The organism is Acidimicrobiales bacterium (assembly GCA_036491125.1).
GTDB lineage: Bacteria > Actinomycetota > Acidimicrobiia > Acidimicrobiales > AC-9 > AC-9.
This window is the reverse complement of record DASXCO010000171.1, coordinates 12,465-26,692: the sequence shown is the minus strand read 5'-3', so window position 1 is coordinate 26,692 and position 14,228 is coordinate 12,465. Positions and strand designations below refer to the sequence as shown.

13 protein-coding genes are annotated in these 14,228 nt (G+C 71.8%); 3 read left to right on the top strand and 10 right to left on the bottom strand.

Features of this window, described 5'->3' with window-relative positions:
• Positions 1-139 precede the first annotated feature (139 nt).
• Positions 140-1,375 (bottom strand): zinc ribbon domain-containing protein, encoded by a 1,236-nt coding sequence (locus tag VGF64_13630; GenBank protein ID HEY1635797.1) that lies wholly within the window; start codon positions 1,373-1,375, stop codon positions 140-142.
• A 177-nt stretch (positions 1,376-1,552) separates the two neighbouring features.
• Here VGF64_13630 and VGF64_13625 point away from each other — a divergent pair, with 177 nt between their 5' ends.
• The gene (locus VGF64_13625) at positions 1,553-3,082 is read left to right on the top strand and encodes an AMP-binding protein (GenBank protein HEY1635796.1); all 1,530 of its coding nucleotides are present in this window, start codon (positions 1,553-1,555) and stop codon (positions 3,080-3,082) included.
• A 100-nt stretch (positions 3,083-3,182) separates the two neighbouring features.
• On the opposite strand, the gene VGF64_13620 is transcribed toward VGF64_13625, so the two are convergent.
• Complete coding sequence (locus tag VGF64_13620; protein ID HEY1635795.1) at positions 3,183-3,986, bottom strand: enoyl-CoA hydratase; 804 nt, start codon at positions 3,984-3,986, stop codon at positions 3,183-3,185.
• Positions 3,987-4,269: 283 nt separating this feature from the next.
• On the opposite strand from VGF64_13620, the gene VGF64_13615 reads away from it, so the two are divergent.
• A complete protein-coding gene (locus VGF64_13615) occupies positions 4,270-5,793 on the top strand; it encodes a trypsin-like peptidase domain-containing protein (GenBank protein HEY1635794.1) in 1,524 nt (507 codons plus the stop codon).
• Positions 5,794-5,832: 39 nt separating this feature from the next.
• On the opposite strand, the gene VGF64_13610 is transcribed toward VGF64_13615, so the two are convergent.
• Entirely contained in the window at positions 5,833-6,189 is a 357-nt protein-coding gene (locus VGF64_13610) for a metalloregulator ArsR/SmtB family transcription factor (protein HEY1635793.1), read from the bottom strand.
• 136 nt (positions 6,190-6,325) lie between these two features.
• Between VGF64_13610 and VGF64_13605 the strand changes: the two genes are divergently transcribed.
• Positions 6,326-7,846, top strand: a complete 1,521-nt coding sequence (locus tag VGF64_13605; protein ID HEY1635792.1) for an MFS transporter — start codon at positions 6,326-6,328, stop codon at positions 7,844-7,846.
• A gap of 19 nt (positions 7,847-7,865) precedes the next feature.
• On the opposite strand, the gene VGF64_13600 is transcribed toward VGF64_13605, so the two are convergent.
• The 7 genes from VGF64_13600 to VGF64_13570 all read right to left on the bottom strand — a co-directional run bounded on the left by VGF64_13600 (position 7,866) and on the right by VGF64_13570 (position 14,203).
• Positions 7,866-8,090 carry a ferredoxin gene (locus tag VGF64_13600; GenBank protein ID HEY1635791.1) on the bottom strand — a complete coding sequence of 75 codons (225 nt, stop codon included), beginning with the start codon at positions 8,088-8,090 and terminating at the stop codon, positions 7,866-7,868.
• The gene (locus VGF64_13595) at positions 8,087-9,235 is read right to left on the bottom strand and encodes an NADH-ubiquinone oxidoreductase-F iron-sulfur binding region domain-containing protein (protein ID HEY1635790.1); all 1,149 of its coding nucleotides are present in this window, start codon (positions 9,233-9,235) and stop codon (positions 8,087-8,089) included. The genes VGF64_13600 and VGF64_13595 overlap by 4 nt, the downstream gene beginning before the upstream one ends.
• Positions 9,236-9,388: 153 nt before the next feature.
• Positions 9,389-10,552 carry a ferric reductase-like transmembrane domain-containing protein gene (locus VGF64_13590; protein HEY1635789.1) on the bottom strand — a complete coding sequence of 388 codons (1,164 nt, stop codon included), beginning with the start codon at positions 10,550-10,552 and terminating at the stop codon, positions 9,389-9,391.
• Positions 10,549-11,529, bottom strand: a complete 981-nt coding sequence (locus VGF64_13585; protein ID HEY1635788.1) for an FAD:protein FMN transferase — start codon at positions 11,527-11,529, stop codon at positions 10,549-10,551. The genes VGF64_13590 and VGF64_13585 overlap by 4 nt, the downstream gene beginning before the upstream one ends.
• Positions 11,526-11,837, bottom strand: coding sequence for a hypothetical protein (locus VGF64_13580; protein ID HEY1635787.1), 312 nt, complete (start codon positions 11,835-11,837; stop codon positions 11,526-11,528). The genes VGF64_13585 and VGF64_13580 overlap by 4 nt, the downstream gene beginning before the upstream one ends.
• Positions 11,838-12,002: 165 nt before the next feature.
• The gene (locus tag VGF64_13575) at positions 12,003-13,442 is read right to left on the bottom strand and encodes a HAMP domain-containing sensor histidine kinase (protein ID HEY1635786.1); all 1,440 of its coding nucleotides are present in this window, start codon (positions 13,440-13,442) and stop codon (positions 12,003-12,005) included.
• Positions 13,443-13,480: 38 nt separating this feature from the next.
• Positions 13,481-14,203: a response regulator transcription factor gene (locus VGF64_13570; protein HEY1635785.1), complete on the bottom strand. Its 723-nt coding sequence runs from the start codon at positions 14,201-14,203 to the stop codon at positions 13,481-13,483.
• Between the last annotated feature and the right edge of the window lie 25 nt (positions 14,204-14,228).

Sequence of the window (14,228 nt, the reverse complement as noted above, 5' to 3'; positions counted from 1 at the left end):
AACTGGGACCCACCTGCCCATTGGCCAGTCCCTATTGCATGTCCGCCGGCGGGTTGTCTGGCTCTCCCGCACTATATGGCCGGTCGCACCGACTTGGCAGGTTTCGGAGCGGTGCGTCCGCCGCCGCCAGCGACCGACCTCAGGCGCCGCACGCGCCCGCGGCGGCGCGGGATCCGCAGTAGGCGACGCTCTGCGCGGCCGGTGAGGAGGTGACGAGCATCACGTCGCCGGGCCTGAGGTCCACCGTCATCGCGAAGCTGGGCTGGAAGGCCTCGGGGTCGTCGCTGCTCGTCACCTGACCGGTCGCCGTGCCAGGCACGCTCGAGGGCTTCAGACGGAACTGGGCGTGGCCGCCGTCGACGATCGTGCTCCCCGACATCGTGTCGCACGGCGGGGTCGGGTCGTTGCTGCAGAACCGGTAGGCGCGAAACGTCGCTTGTCCCTGTCCGTCAGCTCCGATGTGCAGGATTCCGCCGTGTCCGGTCCAGTCCCCGGTCAGCGAGGCCAGGCCAGGAAGCGCACTGACCGCGGGCGCGACGGGCGGAGCGGTCGTCGGAGGGAGGGTCGATGGCCCGACGGTCGGTGGTGCGACGGTCGATGGCGCGACGGCCGGCGCCGGCACCGTCGTGGGAGAAACGCTCGGTGCACGGGCGATGTTGGCGTACGGTGACACGGACCGAGCGGCGAAGCGCCCGGCCGCCGCAGACTCGATCGTGCCCGGCAGGCCCGAGACGGCGTTTCCCTGGCCCCGTCCACCGGTCGCACCGGCATAGGCGCCCAAGCCCGCCGCCGCGAGCACGAGCAGCGCGGCAATCAAGGCTGCAGTTGTCGAGCCCGCAGCCCAGCGCCTCGGCGGCCGTGCTCCCGGCCCCTCGCCGAACCCAGCCGATGGCGCGACCGACGGCTCCGTGGGCCGCCACGTCGACGGCCCGGGTGGCGGCCCAGTCGGCGCGGCGGCCCACGGAGCTGCGTTCGCGTCGGCAAGACCCACGGGTTGCTGCACCGGGGGTGGCCCGGTCCGGGGCCACGGCGGCGGTGCGACACCGACGGGCCCGGTCGCCGGCTCGTACGGGGGTGGGACCGTGCCGGCCCAGGTCGGCGGTGCGACACCGACCGGGCCTGCCGACAGCTCCAATGGCAACAGCGCCGGGGGCGGGAGGGACGGCGGCGGTACCGGCTGGGACGCCGAGGCCGCCACCGGGCGGAGGGCCGCGCCGTTCAGGGCCGCGCCGCAATCCCGGCAGTAGGTGTGATCGGGCTGGGCTGGGTGCCCGTAGGGGCAATGAGCGGGCACGGCCCACCCGCACTGCCCGCAAAAACGGTCGCCTGCGAGCACGTCGTGCCCGTTCACGCAGCGTGCCAGGGCCGTTGCCACCTCCCTCCCTGATTACCCGAGCAGCGTACCGACCCTGACACGGACCGTGGTCGAGTGGCCCTCGACGGCCAGGCCACGGGCCTACGATCCGGAGATCGCCCGACGCCTCCGGGAGGTCCAGGTGGCCCTCACGGGGATCCGCTGCGGCACCCTGAGCTGACAGACCGGGAACCGCCCGTGCTCCTCCACGATCTCATCGACCGCAGCGCCACCGAGACCCCTGACGCGGCCGCGGTCTCCGTCGGGGCGACGACGATGACTTTCCACTCCCTGGCGGCACGCGTGGCACGGGTCGCCGCCGTCGTCGAAGCGCTGACCGACCCCGGCGACCGGGTCGCCGTGATCGGCGAGAACTCCCTGGCCTGGGTGGAGTGTTACTACGCGGTGCCCCGCGCCGGCCGCGTCCTCGTCTTCCTGAACCACCGGCTCGCCCCACCCGAGCTGTCCGGGATCGTCGCCCGTTCGGGTGCCACGCTGCTTATCCGGGCGACCGGCTCTCCGGAACAGTTCCTCCCGGACGCCGGATCGATTCCGTCGATCCGAACGATCCTCGATCTCGACCGCTACGAAGCCCTCGTGCGGAGTGCGGCACCCGCGCCGCCGGTCGCGGAGCGGGCGGACGAGCCAGCGTGGATCATCTACACCAGCGGCACGACCGGCACTCCGAAAGGAGCCGTGCTCACACACACCAGCCTTCTGGCTGCTGTCGACGTCACCGCCGCCTGTCGACCCGTGGCGGCCGACGAGGTGTACCTCTTCCCGTTCCCGCTGTGCCACGTCGCCGGGTACAACGTCCTGAACCATCATCGCCACGGCCGCCACGTCGTGCTGCTCCGCCGCTTCGATCCCGCGGACTTCGTCGAGGCTGCGGCGCGGTACCGGGCCACGACGACCTCGCTGGCGGCCACCATGCTGGACGCCCTCCTCGACCACCTGGACAGGCTCGGTCGGTCGGTGCCCTCCATTCGATCAGTGGCGTACGGCGCGGCGCCGATGCCGCCGACACTCGTCGCCCGGGCCAGCAGCCAGCTCGGCGTGGAGCTCGCCCAGGGCTACGGCATGACCGAGCTATCCGGCAACGCCGTGTTCCTGGACCCCGAGGCGCACCGGCGCGGTCTCGCCGGCGAGCAGCATCTGCTCGCCGCCGCCGGCCGGCCCGGTCCCGGCGTCGCCCTACGACTGATCGACGACGAGGAGCGTGACGTGCCGGTGGGCACCGTCGGCGAGATCCTGGTCCGTGGCGCTCAGGTCATGTCCGGCTACTGGGACGACGAGCCCGCGACCACCGAGACCATCCGCGACGGATGGCTTCGCACCGGTGACGTCGGACGCCTGGACGAGACCGGGTTGCTGTACATCGTCGACCGCAAGAAGGACATCATCGTCACCGGCGGAGAGAACGTGGCGTCCCGAGAGGTCGAAGACCTGGTCCACTCGCACCCGGGGGTGCGGGAAGTGGCGGTGATCGGCGTGCCCGACCCCCGCTGGGGCGAGAACGTGTGCGCCCTCGTCGTACCGCAGCAGAGCGGGACCGACCCCACATCCGAGGTGATCGCGCTGGCGCGGTCACGACTTGCCGGCTTCAAGGCGCCCCGACACGTCGTTCTGGTCGACAGCCTTCCCAGGAACGCCAGCGGCAAGGTGCTCAAGGCCGACCTGCGGCGGTGGCTCACCGACAATCCGGAGCGGCTCGGCGAGCGCGGCTGACCGCACGCGCCGACCACGCGTCCGAGAACTCACCTCACGTTCAGACCACCAAAGTCAAATGATCCCCCCGCCTGGACGAGGTAGTCGCCGAGGCGCCAGATCAGTCGCGATACACGGGGGGTCGGCGCTGCCTGCGGGCCCGGACCGCCTCCTCGAAGTTCTCCGTGGTGAGGCGCACATAGAGCTGGGCATGGCCCTCGTGGTCCATGTGGGCGTGCAAGCTGCCGGCGTCGAGGCTCGCCCACAAGAGACGTTTGGTGCCCTCCACGCCCACCCGGCTGAAGCCGATGATCCGTTCGGCGAGCTCGTAGCAGGCGTCCAGCAGCTCGGGAACAGGCACCGTCCTCGACACCAGGCCGATGCGCTCGGCCTCCTGGGCATCGACATCGCGCCCAGAGAGCAGTATCTCGAACGCGCGCGACGATCCGACGGCCCTGGGCAACAGGTAGCTGATCCCGAGCTCGCTCGACGTCAAACCGTTGTTGATCCCCGCCGCTCGAAAATATGCCTGCTCCGACGCGATACGGATGTCAGTTGCCACCCCGAGACAGAATCCGCCCCCGATGGCGGGACCGTTGATCGCCCCGATGACCGGCTGGTGAATTCTGCGGATCGCGAGGATCACGTCGTGGAGCAGCTCCATGGCCCGCCAGGCGATCCCGGGCGTCGTCAGCCCGGCGATGTCCGGGACCACACCCGAGTCCTCCAGATCGGCCCCCGAGCAGAACGCGTCGCCCGCCCCGGTGACGACGACGACGCGGGTGTCGTTGTCGAGGCTGACCTCCTCCAGGGCCTTCCGCAGCGGGATCATGACGTCGAAGGCCATGGCGTTCATGCGCTCGGGCCGGTTCAACGTGATGAGGGAGACGTGCGGGCGGGGCTTGTCGATCAACACGAAGGACATGGACGGGTGATGCTAAGGCGTCGGCGCTGTTGCTGGCGGCTTCGCCGCCCCGGTCGGGGCCCCATCCCCGCCCTCCTCCGAGCGGCGGGACCCCAACCCCGCCGCCGGCCGTCTGTTGCTGGCGGCTTCGCCGCCCCGGTCGGGGCCCGGCGGGGCCCGGTCCTCGTTGTGCTCGACAGTTCTTCGGGGGCTCCTAGGCTCTTCTCAGGTCCCTCACAGCCTCGCCGACCAGGATGTTCCCTTGGCGCCACGCTGTCGCAGGGACGCCGAAGGGAGAGAGGCAATGAGCGAAGGACACGCCGGCGGCCCCGACGAGGGCAAGGAGCGTCCGTCGCAGGAGTTCGATCGCCCACAGCCGGAGCAGCCGGGCGACGAGGAGACCTCGCCCTGGTCGCCGGCGGGCCAGCAGCCCCCGGCCGAGCAGCCCCCGGCCGAGCAGCCCCCGGCCGGGCAGCCCCCGGTCCAGCAGCCTGCATCGGAGCAGCCCCCCGCCCAGCCGCCGGCGGTGCAGCAGCCCTCGCCCGAGCAGAGCGTTCCGCAGCAGGGCTGGCCCTCGCCCGGCCCACAGACCGATCCGTTCATGCGGCCCGTCGCCACGCCGTGGTCGCTCGACCCCCCGGGGCCACCGCCGCCCGAGAGCCCCACCCTCACCCAGCCGGCGGCCAGCCAGCCGAGCAGCAACGGCGGCGGCCCCCCCGGCCGGATCTGGATCGTCGCCGGTCTCGTCGCCATTCTCATCGCCGGCCTGGTCGGCGGGGTGATCGGCTCGGTGCTGGAGAAGCCCTCCAGCTCGTCGAGCGCGATCATCACGCCGAAGTTCAGCTCGAACGCCAGCGTGCTGCCGAAGCCCGGTGACGTCCAGAGCATCCTCGCCCGGGTGGAGCCGGCGGTCGTCAACATCAACACCCAGGGCGGTGGGGGTCGCCTCGGCGGCTCGGGGGCGGGTACCGGGATGGTGATCAACAGCAACGGCCAGGTCCTGACGAACGCGCATGTTGTGTCGGGCGCTACGAGCCTGAACGTCACGTTCGCCGGCCAGAGCCAGACCCACCCGGCCACCGTCACCTCGGCGGACCCCAGCGCGGACGTGGCCCTGGTGCAGATCCAGGGCGTCAGCGGCCTCCCCACCGTCACCCTCGGCGACTCTGGAGCCGTGCAGGTCGGTGACAACGTCCTGGCCGTCGGCAACGCGCTGGACCTCGGGAATCAGCCCACGGTCACCGAGGGCATCATCTCGGCGCTCAATCGCACCCTCAACTCCGGGGGTGAAAGCCTCTCGGGTCTGCTCCAGACCGACGCAGCCATCAGCCCCGGGAACTCCGGTGGGCCCCTCGTCAACTCCGCCGGTCAGGTGGTCGGGATGAACACCGCCGTGCTGACCGGCAGCTCCCAGGAGCCGGCCCAGAACATCGGCTTCGCCATCCCGATCAACCAGGCGAAGACGAAGATCTCCCAGCTCAAGCCCGGACAAGGGGTCAACAACGGGAGCGCGACGGCCCCGAACGGTGCCTTCCTCGGAGTCGGTGTCGCCGACGCATCGGGCTCGACACCCGGCGCGCCCGGTGGGTCTGGTGCTCTGGTCGAGCAGATCGTGCCGGGCTCACCCGCGAGCCAGATCGGCCTCCAGACGGGTGACGTCATCGTGTCGCTCGACAACAAGCCGGTCGCCAGCGCCAGCGACCTATCCTCTGCCATCAGGCCCCACCATCCAGGCGACCACGTTCAGGTCGCCTGGACACGGAACGGGGCCCGTCAGTCCGCCACGGCGACGCTCACCAACTCCCCTGCCACCGGACAGGGCGGCTGAGAGCCGGGGCCCGCTCCGGTCGCTCAGTCCTAGTCGCGCTTACTCGTCGACCGTGATGACGGCGGCGGTTGCCGTCTCGGACCTGGCCCCGGCCAGTACGGCGTCGAGCAGGCCGGGGAACCTGGCGTCCAGGTCCTCACGGCGGAGCGCCACCATCTTGCGCTGACCGTCGTAGCGCGCCCGGACCACACCCGCCTCCCGCAGGACCCGCAGGTGATGCGAGCGGGTCGACTTGGCCAGCCCCGGCGAGCCGGGCAGCCCGCCCAGATCGCTGCAACAGAGCTCGGTGGTCTCGGCCAGGGCGCTCACCGTCCGCAGTCGCGACGGGTCGGCCAGCGCGTGCATCACTGACGCCAGGTCGATGTCCTCGACCGCGGGCCCCGGCAGCTCACGCAACGCCGACACCCTCTTGTGTGTTCATTGTCACGTTCCTGCTCCAACCGGCCTCAGCCGGAATACCTCAGATGGTAGCGGAGTTGGACGGTTCTACGTACATCGAACTCTCTGACTCACCGAGAGGGGCGGCTTCCCCATGACGATGACCGAACGTCAGCCGGCACCCGCAGAGCACTCGCCAACGGATGCGGCTGAGGCGGCGGCGGAACCCACCTACGATCCCCGTCGCTGGCGCTCGCTGCCGATCGTGCTGTCGGCCACGTTCATGTCCCTGTTCGACGTGTTCGTGGTGAACGTCGCCGCACCGAGCGTGCAGCACGACCTGCGCGCCTCCTCGGCGACGCTCGAGCTCATCGTGGCCGCCTACTCGTTCACCTACGCCGCTGGGCTCGTCACCGGGGCCCGGCTGGGAGACCTCGTCGGCCGGCGGCGGATGTTCGTGACCGGACTGGGGCTGTTCGCAGTGGCCTCGTTCCTCTGCGGCGTGGCGCCGACCGGCGCCGCCCTCGTCGCCGGACGTCTGGCCCAGGGTCTGGGTGCCGCGGCGATGGTTCCCCAGGTGCTGGCCATGCTGACCGTCAGCTTCCCGCCGTCCGAGCGGCCGCGAGCGTTCTCGCTGTTCGGAGCCACCGTCGGCCTCGGCACGGTGTCCGGGCAGGTGCTCGGCGGCGTGCTGCTGCACCTGAACATCCTCGGTCTGGGCTGGCGGCCGATCTTCCTGGTCAACGTGCCCATCGGCATCTTCGCCATCGTGGCTGCCTTCCGTCTCCTCCCCGAGTCGCGGGCCACGCTGGCTGACCGCCTGGACCCACTCGGGGTGATCCTGCTGAGCACGGGCATCGGCGCCGTCACCGCTCCCCTCGTCCTCGGCCGGAGCCAGCACTGGCCGCTGTGGACCTGGGTGTCCTTCGGCGCCGGTGCGCTGCTGGTGACGTCGTTCCTGTGGTGGGAGCGACGTCTCGGCGAGGGCGGCGGTCACCCGCTGTTGCCCCTCGAGCTGTTCAGGCATCGCGCCTTCAACCTGGGGCTCCTGGTCAACCTGGGGTTCTTCTCCTTCTTCGGTAGCGTGCTGCTCACCCTCACCGTCTTCCTCCAGGAGGGCGTGCACGATTCGCCGCTCACCGCCGGCCTGACATTCGCCCCCCTCGGCGTCGCCTTCGCTGCCTCCTCGTTGGCCGGACGGCGGTTGCACGCCCGTTGGGGCACGTGGGTGATCACGGCGGGCACCGCGGCCGCGCTGGTCGGCATCGTCGGGCTCACGTTGGTCGTGAGCGAGGCGGGGCTGTCGGCATCGGCGATCGAGCTGTCGCCGGTCCTCGTCCTCATCGGCATCGGCAGCGGCCTGGTGGTCCCGCTGATCGTCTCGGGGGTGCTGCAGAGCGTCCCGGGCAGCTCCGCGGGTGCGGCGTCAGGCGTGCTGACCACGACGCAACAGTTCTCGATCACGCTGGGCATCTCGGCCGTCGGCACCATCTTCTTCTCCAGGTTGGCCAGCGCGGGAATGGTCGCCGCCATGCAGGCCGGTCTCATCGCCGACCTGGCGCTGGTCGGGCTGGCCTTGGCGATGACCATCCTGCTGGCCCGGCCTCCGGCCACCGAGGGCGCAACCGCCGAGGCCGAACTGGCGTCGCTCAACCCGGCCGAAGAGAACGCCTGACGGCTGTGGCTCGTCCGGCTCAGTCGAGCCGGACGAGCAGGGCCAAGGTGGGGCAGGCGGCGACGGCCCGACGGGCGTGGTCCTTCAGCTCGGGCGGCACGGGATCGGGGTTCACGATCGGGTAGCCCCAGTCGTCGAGGCGGACCCACTCGGGCAGCAACTCGGCGCACAGCCCATGGCCCTCGCAGGTGATGGGGTTCACCACCAGCCGCATGTTGCGACGACGTCCGGCCGTCTCCATCATCGGCTCCTCGGCGGTGCCGAGGACACGAGATCGGGCCGGACGGGTTCGGCCCAGCAGCGCCGGTGGCGCCCGTGCCAGTCGACGTCGGCCGAGAAGACCTCGAGGGCCGAGGCCACCATCCGCGCGGCCCCGTCGGGGTGGTGGCAGGCGCCCCGACCGGCGACGTCGGTGGCCCAGCGCTGCAGGGTGGCCAGGGTGTCCGGTCCGCCCTCGCCCCGATGGACCTGATCTAGGGCCCGGGCGATCGCCGCCAACCCGTTCACGCAGGGACCGCACTGGCCCGACGACTCTCCGGCCAGGTAGCGGGCGATGCGAGTCGTCTCGGCCAGCCCGCAACCCCGCCGGGACAGCACCACTACAACCCCGGCACCCAGGGACGCCCCTACCGGCCGCAGCTGATCGTCGCTCAGGCCCAGGCGCAGAGAGTGCTCGGCGTCGAGCCAGCGACCGGCGTACCCCCCGACGAGCACGGCGCGCACGTCGTCGGCGGCGCCGCCACTGGAGGCGATCGTGTGGGCGATCGAGGTGCCGGGGGCGATCTCGTACACGCCGGGCCGGGCCACCTCCCCGGACATGGTGATGAGCGTCGACCCGGTGTGGCCGGGTGTCCCGATCTCGCGGAACCAGTCGGGTCCGAACCGCGCCAGCAGCGCCAGATGGGCCAAGGTCTCCACGTTCTGCACCAACGTCGGCCGCCCGCCCACCCCCTTCTCGAACGGCCGGGGCGGGACGAAGGTCGGCTTCGCCGGTCCGCCGTTGAGCCAGTGGACGAGGGCGCTCTCCTCCCCCACCACGTAGCCGCTCGGTGAGGCGGCCAGCTCGATCCCGATCGGGTCGAGTCCGATGGCGCGCCGCTCGTCGATGGCCGCCTCGACGCTGAGCCAGGCCCGCCGGGCGGTCTCCTCGACACAGATGATCGCCCGCCTGGCGCCCACGGCCTCGGCGGCCAGCACCATGCCGTCGAGCACGAGATGGGGAGCGGACTGCAGCAGCAGCTTGTCCTTGGCGCTGGCCGGCTCACCCTCGGTTCCGTTGGCGACGACGACAGGTCGCCGTCCCCCTTGGGCAACCGCGGACATCTTCCGGGCGGTCGGAAAGCCCGAGCCTCCCCGACCTCGCAGTCCGCTGGCCTCGACCGCCCGCATCAGTGCCTCTCGGGGGCCCCGCCTCTGGTCCCCACGGAGGGGCGGGGGTCCCACCCGCTCCATGTGGCCGGACAGGCGCGTCGGACCTTCGGACCCGGAGCCCCACCGCAGGAGACGAGGGAGCCCAACAGGGGGTGCGACCGGCGCCACGGCTCAGTCGCCCCCCTGGCCCGCCGGGCTCGAGACCGCTCCGGGCGTCGCCCGCAGGGTGCCGCGCACGGCGTTCGACGACGGGTCGGTCTGGAGGCGAACGGTGAGCGTCATCGCGGCCCCCGTGGCGTTCGTGGCCGTCATCATCAGCCGCGTTCCCTCGAGATCGGTGACCTTGCCGCTGTACAGACCAGGCTGCTGAGGCGGTCCGAGAGTGACGCTGCTCGTCGAGAGGTCCACGCCCTCCGTTCTGGCCGCCCGACCTTGGATGGTCACGACGAGCCGCCCGCTCACGGTGCCCTCGAGCGCCGCGTCGATGCGCACCGTCACCAGTCCGCCCGCGTCGGGTGCGCTCTGCACGATCGTGCCCTGCAGGGTGTCCGAGAACGGCGCCTGCCCGAACGGGCCGGGCGCGGCCGTAGACGGAGGAGCGCTGGCGCCGGACGAGCTTGAAGTGCCCGAGCCCGGCGTCGCAGTCGAGCTGGAGGCCAACAGGTTCGACGGGGTGCCGGCCCGCCGAGCCCAGCCCGACCCGAGGGGTCCCGTGAATGCCCACGCGGCGATGACGACAGGGACGACCACGGTGGCGCCGAGCCCGGCGAGACGCGGGCCCAGCGGCGCCGGCCAGCCGGCGAGCACCCGCCACCAGATGGCGACGATCACGGCGCCGATGCAGACGATGATCACGACTTGCATCCAGGTGGCCTTGGGGTCGGTGCCCGTGCCGAGCCCGTGCACGACCGCCAGCCCCCAGCACCCGTAGGCCAGCCAGTGCACGACCCGCCACGCCGGGTAGCCGAGGCGTTGGCGCACGGCGCTGGTGATGAGCAGGGCCAGCAGCAGGTCGAAGGCAACGGCCCCGAGGCCGAGCCAGACGGAGCGGTATGTCCCGTGGAACGGGATCACCGAGTCGAGCCATCCGATGGGGGCGAAGCCGTCAGCCACCGCCGACACGATGTGGACGACGAGGAACGCGAGGGCGAGGAGCGAGAGATTGCGATGCAGACCGGAGGTCACGAAGCGCGGCCAGCGCTCGGAGCGCCAGCGCACGGTGGCCATGACGCCGAGGACCGTCGACCCGGTCAGCAGCAGCAGCGAGACAGCGCCGGCGCTGCGGGTCAGGTACCACAGAGGGCTGCCGGTCGTCGCAGCGAGCAACGGCGTCACGTCGCCCCCTCGGCCGGCTGTACCACGGAGCCGGCCTCCAGGGCCGGCTCTGCCGGCCAGCCGCCGACAGTCACGACCCGGCCGTCCTCGGCGACCAGACGCGCCGGCAGGGCCAGCTCGCCCAGCCACGACGGCGCGCTGGCGCCGCGAATGATTGCCGCCGTGCTCGCGGTGTTGGCATCCACGCAGCTGCGGGCGGTCACGCTCACCGTCCGCCAGGGGCCGCCCGCCGGCTCGCCGGTCCGGGGGTCGACGATGTGGTGGACGATCTGTCCCCCACGGCTCCAGCGCCGCACCGTCGTCGACGAGGTCGCCAGCCCGCCGTCGGCGACCGTGATCGTCTGTCCGCTCCCGGCGTCGTCGCGGTGGTCGTCGGTCACCCGGACGGCCCAGCCGCCCGCTGGTGGCTGGCCGCAAACAGCGAGGTCTCCTCCCACGCTGACGAGCACGCCGCAATCGGCGGCGGCATCTGCGGCGGCGAGATGGGCGGCGCTGGCGGCCCGATCGACGGCCAGGGCCTTGGCGATCGCGCCCAGGTCCAGCTCGACGCCCGCCGGCACCTTGACCCATCCCTCGGCGGGGTCGATCTCGATCGCCGACCAGCCCCCGGCCGGCTCCGAATCCACGGCCAGGGCAGGGCCGACCGGATCGACATCGGCGAAGTCCCGGTCGTAACCATTGAGGCGAACGGCGCGACCGATCGTCGGGTCCACGTCCCCTTCTGTGAGCTGAGCCGCCCGCAGCGCGACCACCAACGCCGTCATCAGCAGCGGACCGACGTGCACCCGGCGACCACCCGCCGCGTTCAGGCGCGCGAGCTCGGCGTCGGGCCGAAATCTGCTCGCCGCCACGTCCATCTCCGCCAGCTCGTGCTCCACCGCCTGGCGCACCGCCGGGATGGCTCGCGGAGCTGTCACGAGCACGCTCACCGTCGTGCCGAGGGCGGGAAAGGTGACCGAGGCGAGTGTGCCCGTCACGTCCCGCCCGAGACGACGTGATGCGATCGCCCCGTCGGTACGGGCGCCTGCGCCGCCGGCTGGAGGCCGCTCGTGTCGCTGCTCCCGTCCGGCGGCGTCACGGTCGTCGTCGTGCTCGCGTCTCCGGACCCGCTCTGGCCCCCCTGCACCGTCGAACCGGAGCTGGAGCTCGACCTCCCCGGAAGGGCGTCCGCAGCCGCCGCCGCAATGAGGCCCGTGGCCGCGATGGCGGCGGCGGCGACCCATGCGGTCAGCCGGGAGAGCCGACGGAGGCCCTGCTCTCGGGACCGGGGGCTGGGAGCGCTCATCATCTACAGTTTGACGGGCGAGCCTGGGAGCCAGCTCAGAATCACCTAATGATTCGACTGTGGCCACCCGCCGAGCCTGCCCCCGGGGGCTGTGAGCCGGCTGGGGGTCAGCCGGGCGGTCGCCAACAGATTCCTGCGAGGCGTGGACCCGCTTGGCGCTCGAGCTCAGTTGGAGAGGGCGGCGGGACCCGCGCCCTGTCGGGGCAGCTCGACCAGGAACGACGCCCCACCGCCGTCGCGCGGCCCCGCCCGCACCCGTCCGCCGTGGGCGTCGGTGATGGCGGCGACGATCGACAGGCCGAGGCCCACCCCGCCGTTGTCGCGGGAGCGCGACTCGTCGGCCCGGTAGAAGCGCTCGAAGACCCGCTCGGCCGCCACGGGGTCGATGCCCGGCCCCTCGTCGGCCACCTCGAGCACCGCGTTGCCGTTCTCGGAGCCCACCTTCACGCTCGCCGGGCAGCCCGGCGGCGTGTGGGTCCGCACGTTGGCCAGCAGGTTGTCGACGACCTGACGCAGGCGGCGGGGATCACCGACCACGGTGACGGGCGAGTCGACGGCGAAGCTGAGCGGGCGCTCGGGCTCCACCGCGTGGGCTGCCTCCACGGCCTGGCCGACCACGGCTGCGAGGTCGACCGGCTCCCGGTCCAGCGGGCGACCCTGGTCGAGGCGGGCCAGCAGCAGCAGGTCGTCGACGAGCGCGCCCATGCGGGTGGCCTCGTCCTCGATCCGTTGCATCGACATGGCCAGGTCCTCGGGCCGCCGGTCGGCTCCCCGCCGGAAGAGCTCGGCGTAGCCCCGGATCGAGGTGAGCGGCGTGCGCAGCTCGTGGGACGCGTCAGCCACGAATCGTCTGAGGCGCTCTTCGGAGGCCTTGCGCTCGGCGAAGGCGGCCTCGATGCGCGCCAGCATGGCGTTCAGGGCGATCCCGAGCCGGCCGATCTCGGTCCGAGGCTCCGTCCCCGGGATGCGGCGGTCGAGCTCCCCCTTGGCGATCGCTCCCGCCGTCTCGGCGATGTCGTCAAGTGGTCGGAAGCTGATCCGCACCAGCCACAGCCCGACGAGCACGGCGAGGGCGATGACTGCGCCGGTCACCGCCAGCTCGATCCATCGCAGATGGGACAGCGTCGAGCTCACGTCGCCGAGCGGCAGGGCGACGACCGTCGTGGCCGACAACCCGGGCAGCGTGGTGACCCGCACCCGGTAGCTCGGGCCCCCCGACTGGGAGGACTGGGTGTCGAAGGTCGTCGAGACCGGGGTGAGCGGATTGTTTCCCGGACCAGGCGCCGGCAAGGGGTCCGGTAGCCGGGGCGTGAACGCCTGGCCGGCACCGAGTGGCACGGCGTTGCCATTGCCGCTCACCACCAGCCCCCCCTGGCTGTCGCGGACCTGGAAGAACACACCGGCCAGGGCACCTCGGTCCAGACGACCGCTCACCAGCAGACCTCGAGTGAGCCCGTTGTTCAACGCCGTCAGCTGCTGGTCGACCCGACCGAACAGGAACGACTGGAGGGCCCGGTAGCTGGCGACGTCGGACACCACGAAGCCCACGACGAAGAGGAGCACGAGCGTCCCCAGCAAGCGTTGACGCAGCGAGAGCCTCCGCATCGCCACCCCAGGACCGGGTAGGTGCCGCCGGCGCACGATCAGGCCTGCGGGAGGCGCAGGCTGTAGCCCACCTGGCGGCTGGTGTGGATGAGCGGGGGTCCCAGCGGGTCCAGCTTCTTGCGCAGGTAGCTGATGTAGGTCTCCAGGACGTTGGGATCGCCCTCGAAGTCGTACTGCCACACGTGCTCGAGGATCTGCACCTTGGACAGGACCCGCCGGGGGTTGAGCATGAAGTAGCGAAGGAGGTTGAACTCGGTGGCGGTGAGGTGGACGAGGACGCCGCCGCGCCACACCTCCCGGGTGTCCTCGTCGAGCATCAGGTCGGCGAACTGCAGCTGAGCTCCCGACTCGGCCTCCCCCTGGGTGCGGCGCAGGATTGCCCGCGCCCTCGCCACCAGCTCCTCGAGGCTGAAGGGCTTCGTGACGTAGTCGTCGCCGCCGACGGTCAACCCGGCCACCTTGTCCTCGGTGGCGTCCCTGGCCGTCAGGAAGAGCACGGGCACCCGCAGCCCGTCGCTCCGCAGGCGCCTGGTCACCTCCAGGCCGTCGAGGTCGGGGAGCAGCACGTCGAGCACGATCAGGTCGGGGCGGAAGGACGAGGCGGCGGCCAGCGCGGCCCGCCCCATGCTCGCCTCCTCCACCTCGAAGCCTTCGTAGCGCAAGGACGTGCCGACGAGGTCCCGGATGTACTGCTCGTCGTCGACCACCAGGACCCTCGTGGCCGGCTCCGACCCCCGCGTAGGGCTTTCCTTCCAGCTCATCACCACTGATGATGGCAGCCCGACC

What these genes read in the sequence shown, in the direction of transcription:
- VGF64_13620 (HEY1635795.1), bottom strand. Translation starts at nt 3,986, where the DNA reads ATGTCCTTCGTGTTGATCGACAAGCCCCGCCCGCACGTCTCCCTCATC.
- VGF64_13615 (HEY1635794.1), top strand. Translation starts at nt 4,270, where the DNA reads ATGAGCGAAGGACACGCCGGCGGCCCCGACGAGGGCAAGGAGCGTCCG.
- VGF64_13605 (HEY1635792.1), top strand. Translation starts at nt 6,326, where the DNA reads ATGACGATGACCGAACGTCAGCCGGCACCCGCAGAGCACTCGCCAACG.
- VGF64_13600 (HEY1635791.1), bottom strand. Translation starts at nt 8,090, where the DNA reads ATGATGGAGACGGCCGGACGTCGTCGCAACATGCGGCTGGTGGTGAAC.
- VGF64_13595 (HEY1635790.1), bottom strand. Translation starts at nt 9,235, where the DNA reads ATGCGGGCGGTCGAGGCCAGCGGACTGCGAGGTCGGGGAGGCTCGGGC.
- VGF64_13580 (HEY1635787.1), bottom strand. Translation starts at nt 11,837, where the DNA reads ATGAGCGCTCCCAGCCCCCGGTCCCGAGAGCAGGGCCTCCGTCGGCTC.
- VGF64_13575 (HEY1635786.1), bottom strand. Translation starts at nt 13,442, where the DNA reads ATGCGGAGGCTCTCGCTGCGTCAACGCTTGCTGGGGACGCTCGTGCTC.
- VGF64_13570 (HEY1635785.1), bottom strand. Translation starts at nt 14,203, where the DNA reads ATGAGCTGGAAGGAAAGCCCTACGCGGGGGTCGGAGCCGGCCACGAGG.